Here is a 21,414-nt window from a genome sequence, read left to right as displayed (position 1 = left end):
GTGAACCGCAGATAGGAGTATTAGTATGGGAAGCAGTTTTTCCACGAAATTCGAAAGAAAATTCGGTAAATATGCCATACCGAATATCTCATTGTATTTGATTATATGCTATGCGGTAGGATATTTGATCTCGTTGATCTATCCTGCCTTTTTGGGATATCTGACCCTGGATCCCTTTGAAATTTTTCTTCATGGACAGGTTTGGAGGCTTTTTACATGGATTCTGATACCGCCAAGTTCCTCCAATTTGTTTTTTACATTGATAATGCTGGTGTTTTATTACTCCATCGGAACACAGCTGGAGCGGACATGGGGAACATACCGGTACAATCTTTACCTGTTTTTAGGTATGATTTTTACAATTGCCGGAAGTATCATTCTGTTCCTTTACTGCCTGCTTATAGGCGCGCAGCCGTTAGCGTTGGGAACGGAGACTATCTATTCCTTAAGCAACGGAATCCATGTATATTTTGGCTCCTTCAGTACCTACTACATCAATATGTCCATATTCCTGGCATATGCGGCAACCTTTCCGGAAATGCAGGTTCTGCTTATGTTTATCATCCCTATCAAGGTGAAATGGCTGGGGATCGTTTACGGAGCCATGCTGGTGTTTGAATGCCTCACCGGAGGAATGGTAACCTGGTTTGTTATCGGTTCTTCCTTACTCAATTTTGTTGTATTCTTCCTGACCAGCAGAAACCATATCCACATGTCGCCGAAGCAGATGAAACGGAGACATGATTTCAAAAAGCAGACTCATGCCCCCTCCGGGATTACCAAACATAAATGTGCGATCTGCGGCAGAACCGAAAAGGATGATCCCACGCTGGAATTCCGTTTCTGCTCCAAATGTTATGGAAATTATGAATACTGCCAGTATCATCTGTATACCCATGAGCATATCAAGCCGCCTCATGAAGCAGGCAGGTATTAAGACTGGTAAGGTTTCTAATAGGAAAAGTTTAATATAAATATACCCGGACAGGAAGGAAGAAGGAATGAATCAGGAGCAGCAATTTGCAAATACACTGGAGGAAATCAAGCGCCTGGCTAAAAATCAGGGAAACTGTGTAGGCAGGGAGCAGGTGAAGGAAGCCTTTCTCCCTCTTGGCTTTGATGAAAAACAACTGGAAATGGTATTTGAATATCTGAAAGAGCAGAAGATCGGCATCGGGGAGCCTCTGCAGCCGGAGGATTATCTGTCTGCTGAGGAGATCAATTATCTGGATACCTATCTGGAAAGCCTGGAATTGCTGGAGGAGCTCTCGGCGGGAGAAAGAGAAGCGATAACGCTCTCCGCTATGGCGGGCGATTATGATGCCAAACAGAAATTAATTGAAATCTATCTGCCTCAGGTAGTGGATATATCCAAGCTGTATGCCGGACAGGGGGCCCTTCTGGAGGATTTAATCGGAGAAGGGAATGTAGCTCTTGCCATGGCGGTGGAAATGCTGGAAACGGCAGGAGATATTGCAGATGCCCAGGGCATGCTCGGAAGCATGATTATGGAAGCGATGGAGAGTTATATAGCCCTCAATGTCCAGGAAAAGGAAACCGGCAATAAAATGGCCGAAAAAGTGAACCAGGTAGCTGAACAGGCAAAAGAACTGGCGGAAAGCCTGGGACGCAAGGTGACAATGCAGGAGCTGGCGGATGAAACCGGTATGACATTGATGGAAATCATGGAAGCCGTACAGTTTTCCGGAGATAATATAGAAGATATCAATACCTCAAATGCGTAAGAAGCGAATTTGGAACTTTTAAAAAAGTGATAGAAAAGAACAGAGGGAAAAATGGCGGATCAGGATTTCAAATATATCATTCAGGATTTGACAAATATTTATCTGGGGGCCAGAAGCACCTATGAGGAGCTCATGGAAGATGAGAATGTTCCTCATAAGCTGAAGGAAATTATTATACGTGTCATGCTGACGGAGGTTGCGCCGGATACCACTCCGGAGAATCATGTCTTTTATATGGAGAAGGACAGCGCTTCCTTTAAGGCCTATAAGAAGATGAAGGCACGTTTTAAAATGAGTGTGTGGGAAACGGCAGACGGTAAAAAACGGAAAAAATCCGGGTATGTGAACCGGGAGTACTCTGTGGAGGAGATTGTCGGCAGTAAGGAACTGCATGAAAAGAAGGATACGATTATTGTGGAGGAGGTACATATCAGTAAGCTCGGTCTGGGCGCAGTTGTTGTGTGAAGGTGCTGCGCTGCCCCCGCGCCAGATGTCCCGTTTCCTTCCCATTTCGGATTCCTCTGCCAGGGGATTTTGCCTCCGGCTGTTTTTGGTTCCCGGTCCGCCTGCGTATCATCTGTGTTGACGGCTGCAGACAAAAAAAGGGGCTGTTTCTTACTGTTTTTAACCCATGTTCCTCTGCCAACGCGGCTTAAACTCATCCCTTTGGTCGTCAGATAGCGCCGCTAAGGGCGGGCAGTGGAGCATGTGTTTAAAACAGTAAGAAACAGCTCCCTTTTTTTGAGATGCAGCCGTCAACACAGATGATACGCAGGCGGACCGGGAACCAAAAACAGCCGGAGGCAAAATCCCCTGGCAGAGGAATCCGAAATGGGAAGGAAGTGAGGGACACCTGGCGCGGGGGCAGCTAGGGTTATGATAAATGTTAACCTAAAAAAATAAATAGTTGACAATTGAAAAGGCGCGTGATAGACTTCCAATGTAGAGAGGGGGTCTTTTTTGATTTCCTTTATGATTATAATTTTAAATTCAGATTAGGGAGGAAATCCCTGGAGAGGGAGAGGTTGTTATGGAGAAGAGAGTTTCTACGAGGTCTATTGTGATTACGGGAATGTTTGCTGCGGTGATAGCGGTGCTTGCTCAGGTTGCTTTGCCTATGCCTTCGGGGGTGCCGGTTACTTTGCAGACTTTTGCTATTGCTTTGACGGGTGTGGTTTTGGGAGCGAAGCTGGGGATGGCGGCTGCGGGAGTGTATATTTTGCTGGGGGCTGTGGGAGTGCCGGTTTTTTCGGGGTTCGCAGGCGGCTTGGGGATTTTGTTTGGTAAATCGGGAGGATTTATTTGGGGGTTCCTGTTTTTGGCGCTTTTGTGCGGATTGGGGTGTCAGATAAAGAATAAGGTTGTTGGCTGGGGGCTTGGTATTGTTGGATTGGCGGTTTGTCATCTGTTGGGTATTTTTCAGTTTATGGTGCTGATGAAGATGGGGTTTGCAGAATCGGCTTTGCTTGTTTCGGTCCCTTTTTTGATTAAGGATGTGGTTTCGGTGGCTTTTGCTTTTGTGCTGGGGCTTCAGATAAGAAAGCAGCTGTTCCGTGCGGATATTCTTCAGGGGGCGCCTAAGAAGGAGACGCTGGAGAAGCTGTAATCGGGTGATGTGGATAGATAAGATGATTGGGAATGAAAAAATGCGGAGTTTTGGTATTCGTGTTTTTTCATTCTTTTTTGTTTTGTTTTTGTCTGGTTTCTGGATACAAGGGGTGGTTGGATAAGAGGAGGAGGGAAATGCGGAGGAAAGGGCGGGGTGGATTTATTCGGGGATGTATGGTAGGATATCGATATTATAAATGGGTGGAACGGGGCGGGAGTTTGAGGCTTTGAAAGGGGAAGGTGGATGAATATTGGTGAATTGTCCGGGAAGTATGCGGTGCGGGAATTGACAGAGGAAGATGCGGATATTATATATGAGTTATGTGCAGGAAATCCGATGTATTATGAATTTTGTCCTCCGTTTGTGACCAGGGAAAGTGTTCTTGATGATATGACAGCTTTGCCTCCGGGGAAAACCTTTGAGGATAAGTTTTATGTTGGATTTTTTAGGGAAAACCGGTTAGCCGCGGTAATGGACGTGGTGTTTAATTATCCGGATAGTCATACTGCGTATATTGGCTTTTTTATGATGTCCCGGGCTGAGCAGGGAAAAGGGACAGGCACTGAGATTGTGAATGAAAGTTTTCATTTTATCAGGAATCAGGGGTATCGGTTTGTACGTTTGGCCTATGCAAAGGGAAATCCGCAGAGTGAAGCATTCTGGAAGAAGAACGGATTTGCGAAGACCGGGGCTGAGGTTGATAAGGGGGATTATATTGCGGTTGTGATGCAGAGAAGTCTGGCTGAATAATCACGGTTTCAGCGGGATAGAAGAGTCTTGGCGAATAATCTTTATAAAACATCGGAAAAGTGATATACTTATAAAATATTACCGGATTCTGCCAGGGAAGGTTATGTGCCGGGAGCCGGAATGGGTAAATAGAGACAGGAGATATGGTTACATGAAAATTGAAGAAATGACAAGCTACAGACTCGTTGAAAAAAAGAAAATAGAAGATTTGAACTCTATGAGTTATCTTCTGGAGCACAAAAAGAGCGGAGCCAGGATAGCGTTGCTTTCCAATGATGATGAAAATAAGGTTTTTTATATCGGTTTTCGTACGCCGCCGGAGGATAGTACGGGGGTTGCCCATATTCTGGAGCATTCCGTACTGGAAGGGAGCCGGGATTTTCCGGTAAAGGATCCTTTTATTGAATTGGCAAAGGGGAGCCTGAATACTTTTCTGAATGCCATGACTTATCCGGATAAGACTGTATATCCTGTCGCCAGCTGTAATGATAAGGATTTCCAGAATTTGATGCATGTGTATCTGGATGCGGTGTTTTATCCTAATATTTATAAGGAACCTAAGATTTTTGAGCAGGAGGGCTGGCATTATGAGATGGAAAGCCCTGAAGATGAGCTGAGCATCAATGGTGTGGTATATAATGAAATGAAGGGTGCTTTTTCTTCACCGGATGATGTGCTGGAAAGGGAAATAACGAATATTCTTTTTCCTGATACGTCCTATTCCAATGAATCCGGCGGGGATCCGGAGGCTATTCCGGATCTGACCTATGAGCAGTTCCTGGATTTCCACAGAAAATATTATCATCCCTCCAACAGTTATATTTATCTGTACGGAAATATGGATATGGCGGAAAAGCTGGAATATCTGGATGAGGCGTATCTGTCTCATTTTGACAGAATTACAGTGGATTCGGAAATCGGAGTACAGGCTCCGTTTGAGGCCTGTGCGGAGGCTGGTAAGTTTTATCCCATCACGGAAAGCGAGCCGGAGGAGGACAATACCTATCTTACTTATAATATAGTAGTGGGAGACAGTCTGGATCGGGAAAGGTATATCGCTTTCCAGATTTTGGATTATGCTCTTTGCAGCGCGCCGGGAGCGCCTTTAAAGCAGGCTCTTCTGGATAAGGGGATCGGAAAGGATATTTACAGCTATTATGAAAGCGGCATCCGGCAGTCCTATTTTACCATAGTGGCGAAGAATGCCAATCTGGATCGGAAGGCTGAATTTGTAGAATGTATAGAAGAGAATTTGCGGAGACTTTCCCAGAAGGGAATTGATAAAAAAGCGCTGCGCGCAGGATTGAATTTCTATGAATTCCGGTACAGGGAAGCGGATTTCGGTTCTTATCCGGCAGGGCTCATGTATGGACTCCAGGTTCTGGACAGCTGGCTATATGATGACGCAAAGCCTTTTATCCATATTGAGGCAGGGGAAACCTATAAAAAGCTTCGGGAAAAAGCGGAAACTTCTTATTTTGAAGAACTTATCCGGGAATGTATGCTTGAAAATACGCACAAAGGTATTCTTACCCTGGCGCCCCGGAAAGGCCTTGCCGAGGAACGGGACAGGATATTGACAGAGAAGCTTGCAGCACTGAAAGAAAGCTTCGGCAGCGAACAGATACAGGAGGTTGTGGAGGAAACCCATGCCTTGCTGGAATATCAGGAAACGCCGGATTCCAAAGAAGCCCTGGCAACGATACCTCTTCTGAAGAGAGAGGATATCCGTAAGGAGGCAGAGCCTCTTGTAAACGAAATCCGGAAAACCGGAGATACTACGGTTATGTATCATGATATTTTCACGAACCATATCAGTTATTTCCGTTTTCTGTTTGATGTGAAGCAGGTTCCGGAGGAGCTTTTCCCGTATATCGGTATTTTGAAATCAGTTCTTGGTTATGTGGATACGGAAAACTTCACCTACGGAGAATTGTTCCATGAAATAAATATGGAAACCGGAGGAATCACGTCGGTTACCAATTTCTTTACCAATGCCCGTAATCTGTCGGATTGTCTTGTTACCTTCGAAATGAAGGCAAAGACTCTGGAGGACAATCTTCCCAGGACAGTACAGCTCGTAGAGGAAATTATGCTGAAATCCAAATTTGATGACGGCAAACGGCTTTATGAAATTCTGGCGGAGTTAAAGTCAAGACTGCAGTCCAATCTGATTTCCTCCGGCCATTCCGTGGCGGCAAGCCGTGCTATGTCTTATTTCTCAAGGCCTGCGGCTATCCAGGAGCAGGTAAACGGGATGCCTTTTTATCGTCTTGTGGCAGATCTGGAAAAGAATTTCGACAGCCGCAGGGAAGATTTGCAGCATAAGCTGGAGGCTTTGGTACGCTGCATTTTCCGTCCGGAGAATCTGATGCTGGATTATGTGGGCACAGAGGATCACTATGAGGAATTCATTGCGCTGGCCGGACAGGTGAAGGAAGCTCTTTATAAGGAACCGGTGGAGACCAAACCTTTCGTAATTGAACCGGTAAAGAGGAATGAAGGCTTTCTTTCCGCATCCCAGGTACAGTATGTATGCCGGGCCGGTAATTTTATAAACAAGGGACTGGCCTATACCGGCGCTCTGAAGGTATTAAAGGTTATGATGAGCTATGAATATCTGTGGCAGGAGATAAGAGTAAAGGGCGGAGCCTATGGCTGCATGTGTGCATTCGGGAAAAGCGGGGACAGCTATTTCGTTTCCTACAGAGATCCGAATCTGAAGAGCACGGTGGAGGCCTATGAAAAGGCGGCTGATTTTATAGAAGCCTTTGATGGAGATGAAAGAACCATGACCCAGTATATTATCGGTGCTGTCAGCGAACTGGATACGCCATTGAATCCGGCAGCCAAAGGCCTTCGGGGCATGAGTTCTTATCTTACCAACCAGACCTATGAGGATTATCAGAGGGAAAGAGATGAGCTTCTGGGGGCAGATGTAAATACGATCCGTTCCCTTGCTGCTGTTATCAGGGCATTCATGGAGGATGACTGCCTGTGTGTTGTGGGAAATGACAACAGGCTGAAGGAAGATAAAGAAATGTTTGACGTGCTGGAGAACCTGTATTAACAGGAAAAAGCTGCAGCCCAAACGCACAGACAGCCCGCCTCAGCGGGCAGGAGGTATTATGAAAAAACAGACAAAAATTGCCGGGTTATTTATCAGCTTCTGCCTGCTGGCTGTGATGCTGGCGGGCTGCGGAAGCAGCTCCAAGTCGGCTTCTTATGAGAACTCTTCTGTTGCGGAAGCGCCCGCTGCCTATGATTCCGGCGGCGTATATTCCAATTATACTTATGATGGGGAAGCAGCCGCCCCGGAAGAGGCCGCCGGCGGAGAAGGCGGTTCGGTTGAGGTTGATAATTCGGCCGCACATGGCAGAAAACTCATCAAAAATGTAGACATGACTGTGGAAACGGAAGATTACAGCACTCTGGTAGCTGCCGTTCAGGATAAGGTAAAGGCTCTTAACGGGTATATAGAACAGTTTAATTCCTATAATGAAAACAGTATCGGACGCCGCAGTGCCAATCTGACGCTGCGTATTCCTGCGGAGAATCTGGAGGCATTTGTGTCCAGGGTGAATGAGATTTCCAATGTTGTTTCCCGTCAGGAATCCATAGATGATGTTACTTTGCAGTATGTGGATCTGGAAAGCCATAAAAAGATGCTGGAGGAAGAACAGAAAAGGCTGCTTGAACTGATGGAAAAAGCGGAAACCATGGAAGATATCATCACTATAGAGAGCCGCCTTACGGAAGTGCGCTATCAGCTGGAAAGCATGGAAGCCCAGCTGCGTACCATGGATAATCAGGTAAATTACAGTACCGTATATCTGTACATAAATGAAGTAACCCGTTTGACTCCTCCGGAGGAAAAGGGAACCTGGGAACGTATACGCATTGGTTTTTCCGAGAATATGTATCATGTAGGACACGGCCTCAAAGAATTTTGTATCGGTTTCATAATTTCCTTGCCGGTTCTCTTTGTATTTGCTATTATCATTGTTGTTGCCGTAATAATTATAAAAATTATCCTTCGTTTCAACCGGAAGAGGGAAGAGGAAAACCGGAAAAAATATGGTGTGCCCTATAAGCCGACAGGCAGGCCCCCTTACGGTCCCGGACCGGGATTTGTACCTCAGGGAGCGCCCCGGGGACCCATGCAGGGAGCCGGGCAGAATCCGGGTGCGGACAGGATGCCCGCCGGCAACGGAGCCTTAAACGCTGAACCCGCCGGAAAAACGAATACGGCTGAACCTGCTGTTCCGGACGCAGGGAAAAAACAGGAAGAAAAAGAACCGGAAAATAAAGAACCCCAAAAAGCTGAGGAGAAACAATAAATGGATTTAGAGGAACTGCTCGCCGCCGGAAGGCCGCTGAATGAAAAGTATAAATCGGGTTTTGCCACGCTGATTGGCAGGCCAAATGTGGGAAAATCCACTCTGATGAACCGGCTGGTTGGACAGAAAATATCCATCACCTCCAATAAGCCGCAGACAACACGTAACCGGATCCAGGCTGTATATACATCGGAGGAAGGCCAGATCGTATTTCTGGACACTCCGGGAATCAACCGGGCCAAGAACAAGCTGGGAAATTATATGCTGAAGGCTGCGGAGGGCACGCTTCGGGATGTGGATGTTATTTTGTGGCTGGTGGAGCCAACGACCTATATAGGTGCCGGTGAACGGTATATTATTGAGCAGCTGAAAAAAACAAAAACCCCTGTAATTCTTGTTATCAATAAAACGGATACGGTCAAAAAAGACGATGTGTTCCCGGCTATTGACACCTACAGGAAGGAACTGGATTTTGCGGAGGTGGTTCCGGTTTCCGCCCGCTGCGGGACCAATACGGATACTCTGATTTCCTGTATTTTGAAGTATCTTCCTTATGGACAGCCATTTTATGATGAGGATACCGTGACGGATCAGCCGGAGAGGCAGATCGTGGCGGAACTGATCCGGGAAAAAGCCTTAAGGAGCCTGGATGAAGAGATTCCCCACGGTATAGCAGTCGCTATTGAAAGTATGAAATACAGGAAAAATATTGCAGATATTGAGGCTACCATTATCTGTGAAAAAGATTCTCATAAAGGGATAATTATCGGCAAGGGCGGCCAGATGCTAAAGACAATCGGCAGCAAAGCCCGTCCTGAAATAGAAGATATGCTTCAGTGCAAGGTAAATCTGCAGCTTTGGGTAAAGGTAAAAAAAGACTGGCGTGACAGTGATTTCCTGTTGAAAAATTTTGGCTACAATCCTAAAGACCCGGAATAGAAAAAAATAAAAAAGCAAACCCTATTAGTGTACTTTTTTCTAGTACGAAATAGGGAGCCTGGAGCTCTCGGAAAACAGAAGAGGACTGGGTGAAGGATGAGCGATTTAAACAGCTGGAAACAATTTGCAGTTACAGGAAAAGTGGAAGATTATCTGAAATATGCAGTACATGATGCGCAAAAAGACGTAGGGGAAGGGCAGGAACCAGAAAAGAATGCAGGATTTGCTCACGGTGACAGGACTCATACTGAAAGCGGAACCTATCGGGGAGTATGACAGAAGGGTAGTGATACTCACAAAAGAGAGAGGCAAGATAACTGCCTTTGCAAGAGGCGCGAGGAAGCAGAATAACCGTTTCCTTGCGCCTACGAACCCTTTTTCCTTCGGTGAATTCCGGCTGTATGCCGGCCGTTCCTCTTATACCCTGGCGGAGGCTTTCATTTCCAATTACTTTGAAGGCCTCCGCTCAGATTATGAGGGGGCTTATTACGGAATGTATTTTCTGGAGGTATGTGATTACTGTACCAGAGAGAATAATGATGAAAGAGAATTGCTGAAGCTTTTATACCAGTCGTTAAGGGCGCTGACGGCAAAAAGCCTGGAACACGAACTGGTACGCTACATATTTGAAATAAAAACAGTGGTAATAAACGGAGAATTTCCGGGGATACCTGCCGGAGAAAAGCTGCTGGACTCTACTGTCTATGCCATATCCTTTATTGCGGGCTCGCCTGTGGAAAAGCTTTATACCTTTACAGTGACGCCCCCTGTCCTTCGTGAACTGGGCCGCCTGGCAGGGCTGTATTGCAAAAATGCCCTGGACGGACATTTTAAAAGCCTGGAAATTATCAACAGCCTTTGCTAAGTTATGGTTGAAAATCCGGGAGAGGTCGGATATAATGTTAAAGATATGTCAAGGCACAGAGGTAAGGAAGATGAAAAAAATAAGTTTATTCCTTCTGGCCGTATGCGGAATTGCGCTGCTCATGGCAGGCTGCAGTTCCAAAGAGACGGAGGAAGATGTAAGTACATTGGAACTGAAGAAAAACGGGGAAATCGTCCATACGATCGTGGAGGATTTCGGAGAGAGCTATTACGATCTGGATGAATTAAAGTCCTCTACAGAAGAAATGATAGCGGATTATAACAGCAGCGCAGGCGCAGACAGGGTCAAATTGAATTCCGCCCAGACACAGGACGGTGTTGTACGGCTGGTGATGACCTTTAAGAGTTCGGAAGATTATTCCGGATTCTACCGCCAGGCTCTTTTTTCAGGAACTGTCAAAGAAGCCTTCGGCGCCGGATATGATTTGGATGTGACACTGAACAGCGTTAAAGAAGAAGGAACCACAATAAGCAAGCAGGATATTCTTGACATGGGAGATAAGCATGTGGCGATCGTCCGTGAGAACATCAATATCAGGCCGTACGGAGATATTCTTTATATGAGCTCCGATGTGACGCTGGGAGCGGACGGGAAAACAGCTGTAGTTACCAATGGGGAATCTCTTTCCTATATTATATTTAAATAGAAGAATTTGCGGAACAAACAGGAGGAAAGCAATATGGAAAAGACTATGGAAAAAATTGTGGCCCTGGCCAAAGCGAGAGGCTTTGTATACCCCGGGTCTGAAATTTACGGAGGTCTGGCAAATACCTGGGATTATGGTAATCTGGGTGTGGAACTTAAGAATAACGTAAAGAAAGCATGGTGGCAGAAATTTATCACCTCCAATCCTTATAACGTAGGTGTTGACTGTGCTATTCTGATGAATCCCCAGACATGGGTGGCCAGCGGCCATCTTGGAGGCTTTTCTGATCCTCTTATGGACTGTAAGGAATGTCATGAGCGTTTCCGCGCGGATAAAATCATCGAAGATTTTGCTGAAGAAAATAATATTGAACTGAACGGCTCCGTTGACGGCTGGTCCCAGGAACAGATGATGAATTTTGTTGAAGAACATAAGATTCCCTGTCCTACCTGCGGAAAACATAATTTTACTGAAATCCGTCAGTTTAACCTGATGTTCAAAACCTTCCAGGGTGTAACAGAGGATGCTAAAAATACGGTTTACCTGCGTCCGGAAACAGCCCAGGGTATTTTTGTTAACTTCAAGAATGTACAGCGTACTTCAAGAAAGAAAATTCCTTTCGGTATCGGACAGGTTGGCAAATCCTTCCGTAATGAAATCACACCCGGTAACTTTACCTTCCGTACCCGTGAGTTCGAGCAGATGGAGCTGGAATTTTTCTGTGAGCCGGATACCGACCTGGAATGGTTTGCTTATTGGAAGCAGTTCTGTATCGACTGGCTGCAGACTCTGGGAATTAAAGCGGATGAAATGCGTGTCAGAGATCATGACAAGGAGGAATTATCCTTCTATTCCAAGGCTACCACGGATATTGAATTCCTTTTCCCCTTCGGATGGGGTGAATTGTGGGGCATAGCGGACAGAACCGATTATGACCTGTCCCAGCATGCCAATGTTTCCGGTCAGGATTTGAGTTATTTTGATGATCAGAAGAACACCAAATATATTCCTTATGTTATCGAGCCTTCTTTGGGAGCGGATCGTGTTGTCCTCGCTTTCCTTTGTGCCGCGTATGATGAAGAGGAAATAGGGGAAGGGGATGTACGTACCGTACTTCATTTCCATCCGGCCCTTGCGCCTGTTAAAATTGGTATCCTCCCTCTCTCCAAGAAGCTGAATGAGGGGGCTGAAAAGATATATGAACAGCTTTCCAAAAAATATAACTGTGAATTTGACGACAGAGGAAATATCGGAAAGCGTTACCGCCGTCAGGATGAAATCGGTACTCCTTTCTGTATTACCTATGATTTTGATTCCGAAGAGGATCATTGCGTGACCGTACGTTTCCGTGATTCCATGGAACAGGAAAGAGTGGCAATTGATCAGCTTGACTCCTATTTCGCGGATAAATTTGATTTCTGAATGTAATAAAGAACAGACCTATACAAAAGAAGCCTGCCGGCTGATTGGTGAATTCCTCTTTAGGGGATGCCATATTCCGGCAGGTTTTTTGTCCCTTTTCCGGCTTCAACATTTTCTGTTTTTCAGATAAATGCGGTTTTCAAACGGAACCCTCAGATATCCCTGCGGGAACAGAAAAGAAAACTACAACGAATCTGTGTGCCGCGGACATCCTCCGGTACGGGTGACGAAACCGGTTACAGAAAAGTGCAGAAAAAACCACATAATATTTCGCTTAAAACAACAAAAAAATAAACGAATTTTTTATAAAAATGAATTATTTAGTGGGAAGTGGCTGCGATTAAATGTTATTTATTGGAAAAACAACAAAAATTAACGTGCGTTCCAGAAAGAGTTGTGATATAATGGAAACACGAGAGTGAAGCGCTTCTCAAAACTGGACATTGACGCTTCGCAAACCTATACCAAATATTTGTTCAAAGGGGGAACTAATTAGATGGCAAAATGGGTTTATTCATTCAAAGAAGGCAATGCAGGCATGCGGGATCTTCTTGGCGGAAAAGGAGCCAATCTGGCAGAAATGACCAATCTGGGACTGCCTATTCCGCAGGGCTTCACGGTAACAACAGAAGCCTGTACCGATTATTACGACAACGGAAAGCAGATTTCTGAAGAGGTAAAGGCTCAGATCTTTACCGCACTTGCAGAGTTGGAAGAACTGCAGGGTAAGAAATTCGGTGATACCGAAAATCCGCTGCTCGTATCTGTACGTTCCGGTGCCAGGGCATCTATGCCGGGCATGATGGACACCATTCTTAACCTGGGCCTCACCGATATTTCTGTGGAAGGATTTGCGAAGAAAACCGGTAATCCCAGATTCGCGTATGATTCTTACCGGAGATTTATCCAGATGTTTTCGGATGTAGTCATGGAAGTTCCCAAGTCATTGTTTGAGAGAGTCCTGGATGAAATCAAAGAAGCGAAAGACGCTCATTTCGACACGGATTTGACCGCTGACGATATGAAGGAAGTCATCGCACGCTTCAAAGCGATTTACAGGGACAAGATGGGAGAGGATTTCCCTCAGGATCCCAAGGTACAGCTGATGGAAGCTGTAAAAGCTGTTTTCCGTTCATGGGATAATGAGCGCGCTATCGTGTACCGCCGCATGAATGACATCCCCGGAGACTGGGGAACCGCGGTCAACGTACAGTCCATGGTATTCGGCAATATGGGAAACACATCCGGAACGGGAGTTGCCTTTACAAGGAACCCTTCTACCGGAGCAAGAGGGATCTACGGTGAATATCTGATTAATGCACAGGGCGAAGATGTTGTTGCCGGAATCAGGACTCCCCAGCCGATCACCCGGCTGGAAGAGGATCTTCCTGAGTGCTATAAACAGTTTATAGAAATTGCAAATAAACTGGAAGCTCACTACAGGGACATGCAGGATATGGAATTTACCATAGAAGAAGGCAAACTGTATTTCCTGCAGACAAGAAACGGAAAGAGAACTGCGCCTGCCGCTTTGCAGATTGCCTGTGACCTGGTAGACGAAGGTATGATAACCCCTGAAGAGGCTGTTCTCAGAATTGAAGCCAAATCTCTGGACCAGCTTCTGCATCCTACCTTTGAACCGGATGCACTCAAAGCAGGAGAAGTGATTGGACAAGCCCTTCCGGCTTCTCCCGGCGCTGCCGCAGGCAAAGTATATTTTACTGCTGAAGATGCCAAAGAAGCGCATGAAAAAGGTGAAAGAGTCATTCTGGTACGTCTGGAGACCTCTCCGGAGGATATCGAAGGAATGCATGCCGCAGAAGGTATCCTTACCGTACGCGGGGGAATGACTTCCCATGCGGCCGTAGTAGCCAGAGGTATGGGAACCGCATGTATTTCCGGCTGCGGTGATATTGTTGTGGATGAAGCGGCCAAGGTATTCAGCCTGGGCGGCAGGACCTATCACGAAGGGGATTACATTTCCCTTGACGGTTCCACCGGAAAGATATATGACGGGGATATTGCAACGGAAGATGCAACCATCAGCGGCAATTTCGGCCGTATTATGGATTGGGCAGATTCGTTCCGCGTGCTGAAGGTACGTACCAATGCGGATACGCCTGAGGACGCTTCCAATGCCCTTAAGCTGGGTGCGGAAGGGATCGGGCTCTGCCGTACGGAGCATATGTTCTTTGATCCCGATCGTATCCCGAAGATCCGCAAAATGATCCTTTCCACTACCTGTGAAGCGAGAGAGAAGGCTCTGAATGAGCTGATTCCTTTCCAGAAGGGTGACTTCAAGGGCATCTATGAGGTGATGCAGGACAATCCGGTTACCATCCGTTTCCTGGATCCTCCGCTTCATGAATTCGTTCCCACAGAGGAAAAAGACTTTGAAGATCTGGCAAGAGATATGAACCTTACAGTCGCGGAAGTAAAGGCTACCTGTGACAGCCTGCATGAATTCAATCCCATGATGGGACACAGAGGCTGCCGTCTTTCTGTGACTTATCCGGAAATTGCCCGTATGCAGACAAGGGCGGTAATGGAAGCAGCTATTGAAGTGAATGAAGAGAACGGCTATCATATCGTTCCTGAAATCATGATTCCGCTGGTCGGAGACAAGAAAGAATTAAAATTTGTCAAGGAAGTAGTTGTGGAGACTGCTGAGAAAGTGAAGGCGGAAAAGAATTCCGATATCCAATACCATATCGGTACTATGATCGAGATTCCCCGTGCAGCACTTCTGGCAAATGAAATCGCTGAGGAAGCAGAATTTTTCTCCTTCGGTACCAATGATTTGACCCAGATGACCTACGGCTTCTCCCGTGATGACGCAGGCAAGTTCCTGGTAGATTATTATAAGAGTAAAATATATGAAGCCGATCCTTTCGCCAAACTGGATCAGAATGGTGTGGGGCAGCTGATTAAGATGGCGGCCAATAAAGGACGTAAGACCCGTCCTGATATCAAGCTTGGTATCTGCGGAGAGCATGGCGGTGATCCTTCCTCCATTGAATTCTGCCATTCCATCGGGCTGAATTATGTATCCTGTTCCCCGTTCCGTGTGCCCATAGCACGGCTGGCGGCGGCGCAGGCGGCGCTGAAATTCCCGCAGCAGGATAAGTGACCTGTCCCAGGGCACTGACATTTATTCTCTGAAGGGCAGTAACGTTTAGCCCCGGCCCATAGAAAAAAAGACCTTGTATCAATCGATACAGGGTCTTTTTTTGTCCTCCGGACTATCCTTAACCCGCGTAAATACTGGATTTTAGGAGCGTTCTGCAAGAAACCACCATAGCACGAAGGGCACGCTCTGCGAAGCGGAGAGAATACAGGACTTTGCCCTTTAGAGAATAAACGTCAGTGCCCTGGGACATGGTGATATTTCCTTTTGGGCTTTTTGGGAGAAATGCGTTCTGTTGGGAAATAGCTTGAAACCCTCGCAAATAGGGAGTTTTGAGCAAATCCATCGTTATGTGTTTTCCCCAAAATGTTACCCCAAATTCCCCAAAAACACCCGAAATTCATTTTTGGGTACCTTATCGAGTATGCATCAGATTCAGAGGGTATTGCTGGGGAGGCAGTTTGATTTCTCAGTTATTTGCCAAATTGCTTTTTTCCTGGAGATGCAGGCTAAGGAATTAACATCTCTCTCTTTGACAATAGAGCAGATTCAACAGGGACAGAATAGCCATTATAGGAAAGATACTTCCCCTGTAGATTGGGAACTATTAGATATTGAGATGGCTCCTAAATTCGAATCATTAGAATCCCTATGCCATAATCGGTATAGGGATTATTTATCTTTATAGAAAATTAGAAAGGAACTTTTATTAATTCACAGAATAGGTCCGTTTCTGGGCGGAAATTTTTAGAAGTATACAGAAAAGAAAAACAGCTTTTCTGAAAATCATAAAAATGGAATTGTAATAACAGTATAATTTTAGGGAAAGCTGCAATACAGTTATTTTGTCTACGAAAGACCAAGGACTGTAAGATTGTGGCTGAATAATAATTCATTGGTATACCATATTGTCTTTTTGTGTTGCAGGGCAAACAAAATCAATGCATCTCGTTTATCCCTCGCGTACAATTCTCTGTTGCCGGAAATCTTCAGCATTTTCTGTGTTTCGTCATCAGAGAGTTTCAGCCCGAAAGCTATAGCAATTAATTTATCCCTCGATGGAGTTTTTTCGCCAGAAAATATTTGGTATACGTATGCCCGATCCAACAATGAGCCGCGTACAACATCTGCTTTTTTAATCCCTTTTTGCGACAGCAGCAGATTCAGATGCTCGGATAAACTGCTCGTAATCATATTTCCTTTATTTCTTTTCAGATAGTCTTCCATATCTGTTGCGTTCCGAATCTCATGGTTTAGTTCATCGGTTGATTTCGATAGCATGTTGCATCTCCTTTAAGCCGTCTGTTATAATGATTTTGTATTAAATGGACTGATATAGTTATATCATTTTACCGAAAAGATGACAAGATGGGATATTGAGACTATGGAATACGAGGAGATTAAGCTATTAAAACAAAGTGAAAAAAGCACGGTGCATCTGGTACATAAAAAGGGCGAAGAACAGGTTTTTATCCGGAAAGTATTGAAAGGACAGCACCATATTTATTTGACATTGCAAAGCTGCCGGCATCCATATCTGCCTAAATTATATGAAGTAATCATAGCTGATGATTCGACTACAGTTATTGAGGAATATATTGAAGGACAGTCCCTGGGCAATGCGGAATTATCAGAAAAACAATTGCTTAGTGCTGTCAAAGAACTGTGTTCTGTTTTGGAGTTTCTTCATGGGAAAGATATCATTCATCGTGATGTTAAGCCGTCCAACATTATTCTGGCAAAGGATGGTCATATTCGTTTAATTGATTTTGATGCATCACGTATGCCTAAAGATGATTTGGAACAGGATACAAGACTTTTGGGAACGCGGGGTTATGCGCCGCCTGAACAGTATGGTTTTGCGCAGACAGATGCACGGGCGGATATTTATGCTTTTGGGATTACTATGAAACAGCTTTTGGGAGATAAGGCCCAGAAGCCTTGTTACAGGCGTATCATTCAAAAGTGTATTAATTTAGATCCGGATAAACGGTTTCAATCAGCAAAACAGGTGAAGAGAGCTTTTTCCTACAGAAAAAGGGGCGTTTTATACAGTTTTATGGCGGTTATTTTGCTCGCCTTTTTAGGGATTATGATAGTACATCAGTCAGCATTGCGTAAAAATTTACAGACAGAGAGCGATGAGTTGGTGCTTTTGCCGGCGCCTGATAATCCGCATTGGAACGGTGAAACAGGCATTGCAATATGGGGTAATGTACCCGAATCAGGTGTTGGTGGAGAAGTGAAATATAATTACCGAGTATATAGAAGGGATACTCCTACCCCTCCCGATCCTGATGAAGATATGTGGGATTGGGAAAGCGGTATGCGGGGAAATGGAGGGATAGATGAGGCTTCTTCTACCTATATTGTAAATATGGTAAGCGGGCTGCAGGAAAACGGATTCTACTATTTTGCGGTAAGTGCGGCTGGGGATGGCATTCATTATTCTGACAGCCCCTATGTGATTTCAGATGCTTTCGAATATACAGGTGAATCTGCTCCGCCGCTTCCTACACCAACGGGTCTTCAGTGGAAAATGCTGGAAGCAAATTTTGGACGAATATATTTTGCCACATGGAGTAACCTTGATGACTATTCAGATGATGACAGTTTTAATGTGAGCGTATACGATAAAGATGGTAATTATGTAATGAATAATATTTGGACAAAGGAAGATGTTATATCCAGAGGCTTTGGCGGAATTATGGTTGAACAGGAATATTTAGCGGATTTAGACGGTGCATATCGCTTCACCGTACAGGCTTATACTTCACGTCCAAATGAATATAAATCAAGTTTTATGCCATATCCTATACCAGAGGAATATTTCAGCCCTTGGTATTACCGCTATAATGTACCTGCAGGAAGCGATTCCTGAACCACTCTATTTGAGGTATTTTTATTATAATACAATAAAACCCTGTGCCACTTTAGGCACGGGGTTTTTGCTGTCAAAAAATATTTGTAATTCAAAGTATGAAGAGAATGTTGTTAAGATTAGAGAAGAAAAAAATGCAGTAGAAATTTATTTTAGGGATAAATGTCTACTGACAGCAGACCTAAAGCTTTTAAATCTTGTTTATTATTTTATTAATAAAGAATAATAGTTCAGCTATTAGTTTAAAGGAGATTAAATTGATTATGGGAGAAAAATACGTTGATATAAAAAATAGCAACTCAATGGAAAAATTCACAGTTCAACTTATGGATCCTTTACTGTATGACAAACTGTATATACTTGCTGCAGAATACTCAATATCTGTTGAGACACTGATTAATATAGCTATAAAACGTTTCATTGAAGATATTGACTTTGTGAGAAGCCTTCGTGTCGGCAAAACAATTTAGAGTAGCCTGCTTTATTCAACCTCTTTTTCAAAATAGGAAAAGAGTGTACGTAATACATTTATTGCCATTTGTTTTCGCTCTAAAGGCTGACCGTCTATGATTTGCTTAAATTGTTCCAGAATATTGGAATTATTATCAGATACAAAATCAGACAGCATGTAATCTACAGTTACCCCAAGTCTGTTAACGAGTTTCACAAGTGTGTCTAATGTAAGACTTCGTTCTCCACGTTCAATAGCACCCATATAAGTGTCTGATATATCAATGGCTTCTGCAAGCTGGGCCTGTGTAAGATTTAATTTTATACGTTCTTCCCGAATTCTTTTGCCTAACCTCTTATAGTCCATGTAATCACCTCCTAATTTATTTTATGTTAAAGGAATACGAAATAAGAACTGTCTAAATGGGGTATTAATATTGACTAAATGGGGTAAATGTAGTATTATCCAAAATAGAAACATTAATAAAGATGCTCTTTTTCTTTTAGACGAAAACAGGGACATTACAAAGGAGGAAAATATGAGTAGTAGGAAAGGGTTTTTTAGAAAGGTTGTTTCATGTATTATGACAACGGCATTATGCGTAGGTGCATTTGTTATAATGCCAATAACTGCAAATGCGGCTGCCACCAAGGAAGAGGTTCTTGGGAAGTGGATCAGTGGGTCTCAAACATTTATCTTTTATGAGGATGGCACGGTATTCCATGAATATAGTGGTGGTCATAATACGAGACAGTATCATATGGAAGCCGATTCGCTCGAAGTAGTGATGAGAGATGGCGGTAATGATACATTGCATTACGACCTTTGGAGAGGAGAAAGGATAGGAGACAGCGCACAGGATGGAGACGATGCAGTTGTATTTCTTATGGACGGAAATGGAACCATGCTTAGCTGGAACGTAACAAAAAAGAATGGTACATGGGAGAGCCGTACGGCAGACAGACTGACTCGTATAAATACTCCAGATCCGGTAACAGACAGTAATTCTTCGGGTAGCAATGGTCATAACCATAATTATGAATGGGAAGTGGAAACGGAACCCACAGAAACAACAGATGGTGAAAGCGTATACAAATGCATATACTGCGGACATATAGATGCGAGACAGCCGATTTCTGCGAACGTTGCAATCCGTCGGAATCTTGAGGATTCCATTAAGAAAGCAAGTGCAGGCTCAACTGTAACCTTTGATAATAAAGCATGGCTTTGTTATCCTCAGTATATACTTGATGTTTTGAAGGAGAAAGGTGATGTTTCCTTAAAAACAGATTTTACATATGAGGGTGTAAAATACAGTTTTACCATTCCTGCAGGAAGTGATTACAGCAATCTGGAACCCGCAGATTTCTATGGATACATGTATCTGCTTGGGGCTTTTGGCGGAACTGTAGTTGAATAATGAAGACGTGAATGTAACTCAATAAATAATGTGTAGAAGGGGCTTCTATGAAGATAATAATCATAGGAGCCTTATATTGTCCTCCGGACTATCCTCACCCCACATGATTACTGGATTTTAGGAAAGTTTTGCAAGAAATCACTATGGCACGAGAGGCATGCTCTGCGAAGATAAGAGAATACAGGACTTTACCCTTTAGAGAATAACTTTAACCCTGGCACATAGAAGAAAGACCTTGTATAATATCAATACAGGGTCTTTTTCTATATGCTGTCAGTAAGCTCAAAGGAGGCGGTTATATGATTATCAAACCAGAATTACTTCATAAAGGAGATGTCATCGGCATTGTATCACCAAGCCATGTTGCATCTGTTGAAGATTACGAAGAAATTATGTCCAGAATCGAAGCTATGGGGTTTCGTGTAAAAGCAGGAAAAAACCTCTACAAAGATACCTATGGCTACATCGCGGCAGAAAACGAACGTGCGGACGATTTTAATGAAATGGTAAATGATCCTGCCGTTAAAATGGTTTTCTTTGGAGGAGGGGAAGGGAGCATTGATTTGCTTCCTCTGATTGATTATGCCGCCGTCAGAAAGCAGCCCAAAATATATGTAAGCTACAGCGACGGGACCTCCATATTGAATTCCATTTTCAACAGGACCGGCCTGATGACATATTATGGTCAGACACCGGGGCTGCTTAAGGATTTGCGCCATTATGATTACATGCAGTTCGCTGCTCACTTCCTGGATGGAAATGTTACCTCATTCAGGCGCAACAGCAAGTGGCATATATTAAATCCGGGCGTTTGCAGAGGAAGGCTTACAGGAGGATATTTATTAAACTATGCGCTTTTGGTGAACAGTCCTTTTTTCAATTACGGCAATGCTGAAAAGTATATCTTGTTTTTAGAAGATTATGAGCAGTTCAATGATATCGGAACGGTGAGTATGCTGATCTCACATATAGAGCAGAGTGATTTTGCTGATCATATCTCGGGATTGCTGTTCGGACATTATTCTGAGTCGATACATCCCGAATTGATGGAACGCCTGAAACGCTTTGGGGCAAAGCATGATGTGCCAGTGGTCTATTGCGATGATTTCGGTCATGGAAATAACCATGCAATACTGCCGATTGGCTGCGACGCAGCATTAGATACCGGGAAATGTGAATTGTTATTTATTGGATAACC

18 protein-coding genes are annotated in these 21,414 nt (G+C 44.3%); 16 read left to right on the top strand and 2 right to left on the bottom strand.

Annotation, left to right across the window (positions count from 1 at the left end; all coding sequences use genetic code 11):
* Window positions 1-25: 25 nt before the first annotated feature.
* The 12 genes from BLA28_RS15200 (at window position 26) to ppdK (ending at window position 15,467) form a co-directional block, all read left to right on the top strand.
* Complete coding sequence (locus BLA28_RS15200; RefSeq protein WP_044962940.1) at window positions 26-937, top strand: rhomboid family protein; 912 nt, start codon at window positions 26-28, stop codon at window positions 935-937.
* 64 nt (window positions 938-1,001) lie between these two features.
* Window positions 1,002-1,745 carry a hypothetical protein gene (locus BLA28_RS15195; protein ID WP_069158054.1) on the top strand — a complete coding sequence of 248 codons (744 nt, stop codon included), beginning with the start codon at window positions 1,002-1,004 and terminating at the stop codon, window positions 1,743-1,745.
* Between the two features lie 51 nt (window positions 1,746-1,796).
* Window positions 1,797-2,210 (top strand): hypothetical protein, encoded by a 414-nt coding sequence (locus tag BLA28_RS15190; protein ID WP_069158053.1) that lies wholly within the window; start codon window positions 1,797-1,799, stop codon window positions 2,208-2,210.
* A 565-nt stretch (window positions 2,211-2,775) separates the two neighbouring features.
* Complete coding sequence (locus BLA28_RS15185; RefSeq protein WP_069158052.1) at window positions 2,776-3,351, top strand: biotin transporter BioY; 576 nt, start codon at window positions 2,776-2,778, stop codon at window positions 3,349-3,351.
* 246 nt (window positions 3,352-3,597) lie between these two features.
* The gene (locus BLA28_RS15180; RefSeq protein ID WP_069158051.1) at window positions 3,598-4,104 is read left to right on the top strand and encodes a GNAT family N-acetyltransferase; all 507 of its coding nucleotides are present in this window, start codon (window positions 3,598-3,600) and stop codon (window positions 4,102-4,104) included.
* Between the two features lie 151 nt (window positions 4,105-4,255).
* The gene (locus BLA28_RS15175; RefSeq protein WP_069158615.1) at window positions 4,256-7,174 is read left to right on the top strand and encodes an insulinase family protein; all 2,919 of its coding nucleotides are present in this window, start codon (window positions 4,256-4,258) and stop codon (window positions 7,172-7,174) included.
* 58 nt (window positions 7,175-7,232) lie between these two features.
* Window positions 7,233-8,444 carry a DUF4349 domain-containing protein gene (locus BLA28_RS15170; protein WP_141702946.1) on the top strand — a complete coding sequence of 404 codons (1,212 nt, stop codon included), beginning with the start codon at window positions 7,233-7,235 and terminating at the stop codon, window positions 8,442-8,444.
* Entirely contained in the window at window positions 8,445-9,383 is a 939-nt protein-coding gene (gene era, locus BLA28_RS15165) for a GTPase Era (protein WP_009252625.1), read from the top strand.
* 214 nt (window positions 9,384-9,597) lie between these two features.
* Entirely contained in the window at window positions 9,598-10,248 is a 651-nt protein-coding gene (recO, locus tag BLA28_RS15160; protein WP_069158049.1) for a DNA repair protein RecO, read from the top strand.
* A 70-nt stretch (window positions 10,249-10,318) separates the two neighbouring features.
* Entirely contained in the window at window positions 10,319-10,915 is a 597-nt protein-coding gene (locus tag BLA28_RS15155) for a hypothetical protein (RefSeq protein ID WP_069409417.1), read from the top strand.
* A 33-nt stretch (window positions 10,916-10,948) separates the two neighbouring features.
* The gene (locus tag BLA28_RS15150) at window positions 10,949-12,337 is read left to right on the top strand and encodes a glycine--tRNA ligase (RefSeq protein WP_069158048.1); all 1,389 of its coding nucleotides are present in this window, start codon (window positions 10,949-10,951) and stop codon (window positions 12,335-12,337) included.
* 496 nt (window positions 12,338-12,833) lie between these two features.
* A complete protein-coding gene (gene ppdK, locus BLA28_RS15140) occupies window positions 12,834-15,467 on the top strand; it encodes a pyruvate, phosphate dikinase (RefSeq protein WP_069158046.1) in 2,634 nt (877 codons plus the stop codon).
* Between the two features lie 846 nt (window positions 15,468-16,313).
* Here ppdK and BLA28_RS15130 read toward each other — a convergent pair.
* On the bottom strand, window positions 16,314-16,745 hold the full coding sequence (locus tag BLA28_RS15130) for a helix-turn-helix domain-containing protein (RefSeq protein ID WP_069158044.1): 432 nt from the start codon (window positions 16,743-16,745) through the stop codon (window positions 16,314-16,316).
* Window positions 16,746-16,848: 103 nt separating this feature from the next.
* Here BLA28_RS15130 and BLA28_RS15125 point away from each other — a divergent pair, with 103 nt between their 5' ends.
* Together BLA28_RS15125 and BLA28_RS15115 are read left to right on the top strand one after the other, a co-directional pair.
* Window positions 16,849-18,345: a serine/threonine protein kinase gene (locus BLA28_RS15125; protein WP_069158043.1), complete on the top strand. Its 1,497-nt coding sequence runs from the start codon at window positions 16,849-16,851 to the stop codon at window positions 18,343-18,345.
* A gap of 263 nt (window positions 18,346-18,608) precedes the next feature.
* Window positions 18,609-18,815 carry a hypothetical protein gene (locus BLA28_RS15115; RefSeq protein WP_069158041.1) on the top strand — a complete coding sequence of 69 codons (207 nt, stop codon included), beginning with the start codon at window positions 18,609-18,611 and terminating at the stop codon, window positions 18,813-18,815.
* Window positions 18,816-18,826: 11 nt separating this feature from the next.
* Here BLA28_RS15115 and BLA28_RS15110 read toward each other — a convergent pair whose 3' ends face one another.
* Window positions 18,827-19,162 (bottom strand): helix-turn-helix domain-containing protein, encoded by a 336-nt coding sequence (locus BLA28_RS15110; RefSeq protein WP_044970863.1) that lies wholly within the window; start codon window positions 19,160-19,162, stop codon window positions 18,827-18,829.
* 172 nt (window positions 19,163-19,334) lie between these two features.
* Here BLA28_RS15110 and BLA28_RS15105 point away from each other — a divergent pair, with 172 nt between their 5' ends.
* Both BLA28_RS15105 and BLA28_RS15100 read left to right on the top strand, forming a co-directional pair.
* Window positions 19,335-20,216, top strand: a complete 882-nt coding sequence (locus tag BLA28_RS15105; protein WP_141702945.1) for a hypothetical protein — start codon at window positions 19,335-19,337, stop codon at window positions 20,214-20,216.
* A gap of 299 nt (window positions 20,217-20,515) precedes the next feature.
* Window positions 20,516-21,412 (top strand): S66 peptidase family protein, encoded by an 897-nt coding sequence (locus BLA28_RS15100; protein ID WP_069158039.1) that lies wholly within the window; start codon window positions 20,516-20,518, stop codon window positions 21,410-21,412.
* The last annotated feature ends 2 nt before the right edge of the window (window positions 21,413-21,414 follow it).

The organism is Eisenbergiella tayi, from assembly GCF_001881565.1.
Classification (GTDB): domain Bacteria; phylum Bacillota; class Clostridia; order Lachnospirales; family Lachnospiraceae; genus Eisenbergiella; species Eisenbergiella tayi.
The sequence above is the reverse complement of the archived record's forward strand: the minus strand, read 5'-3'. Positions and strand labels throughout refer to the sequence as shown.

Bases quoted from the DNA above. Each gene is read 5' to 3' on its own strand.
- BLA28_RS15100 (WP_069158039.1), top strand. From the start codon at position 20,516: ATGATTATCAAACCAGAATTACTTCATAAAGGAGATGTCATCGGCATT.
- BLA28_RS15125 (WP_069158043.1), top strand. From the start codon at position 16,849: ATGGAATACGAGGAGATTAAGCTATTAAAACAAAGTGAAAAAAGCACG.
- BLA28_RS15115 (WP_069158041.1), top strand. From the start codon at position 18,609: ATGGGAGAAAAATACGTTGATATAAAAAATAGCAACTCAATGGAAAAA.
- recO (WP_069158049.1), top strand. From the start codon at position 9,598: ATGCAGGATTTGCTCACGGTGACAGGACTCATACTGAAAGCGGAACCT.
- BLA28_RS15155 (WP_069409417.1), top strand. From the start codon at position 10,319: ATGAAAAAAATAAGTTTATTCCTTCTGGCCGTATGCGGAATTGCGCTG.
- BLA28_RS15150 (WP_069158048.1), top strand. From the start codon at position 10,949: ATGGAAAAGACTATGGAAAAAATTGTGGCCCTGGCCAAAGCGAGAGGC.
- BLA28_RS15195 (WP_069158054.1), top strand. From the start codon at position 1,002: ATGAATCAGGAGCAGCAATTTGCAAATACACTGGAGGAAATCAAGCGC.
- BLA28_RS15175 (WP_069158615.1), top strand. From the start codon at position 4,256: ATGAAAATTGAAGAAATGACAAGCTACAGACTCGTTGAAAAAAAGAAA.
- era (WP_009252625.1), top strand. From the start codon at position 8,445: ATGGATTTAGAGGAACTGCTCGCCGCCGGAAGGCCGCTGAATGAAAAG.
- BLA28_RS15190 (WP_069158053.1), top strand. From the start codon at position 1,797: ATGGCGGATCAGGATTTCAAATATATCATTCAGGATTTGACAAATATT.
- BLA28_RS15180 (WP_069158051.1), top strand. From the start codon at position 3,598: ATGAATATTGGTGAATTGTCCGGGAAGTATGCGGTGCGGGAATTGACA.
- ppdK (WP_069158046.1), top strand. From the start codon at position 12,834: ATGGCAAAATGGGTTTATTCATTCAAAGAAGGCAATGCAGGCATGCGG.
- BLA28_RS15170 (WP_141702946.1), top strand. From the start codon at position 7,233: ATGAAAAAACAGACAAAAATTGCCGGGTTATTTATCAGCTTCTGCCTG.
- BLA28_RS15185 (WP_069158052.1), top strand. From the start codon at position 2,776: ATGGAGAAGAGAGTTTCTACGAGGTCTATTGTGATTACGGGAATGTTT.
- BLA28_RS15105 (WP_141702945.1), top strand. From the start codon at position 19,335: ATGAGTAGTAGGAAAGGGTTTTTTAGAAAGGTTGTTTCATGTATTATG.
- BLA28_RS15200 (WP_044962940.1), top strand. From the start codon at position 26: ATGGGAAGCAGTTTTTCCACGAAATTCGAAAGAAAATTCGGTAAATAT.
- BLA28_RS15130 (WP_069158044.1), bottom strand. From the start codon at position 16,745: ATGCTATCGAAATCAACCGATGAACTAAACCATGAGATTCGGAACGCA.
- BLA28_RS15110 (WP_044970863.1), bottom strand. From the start codon at position 19,162: ATGGACTATAAGAGGTTAGGCAAAAGAATTCGGGAAGAACGTATAAAA.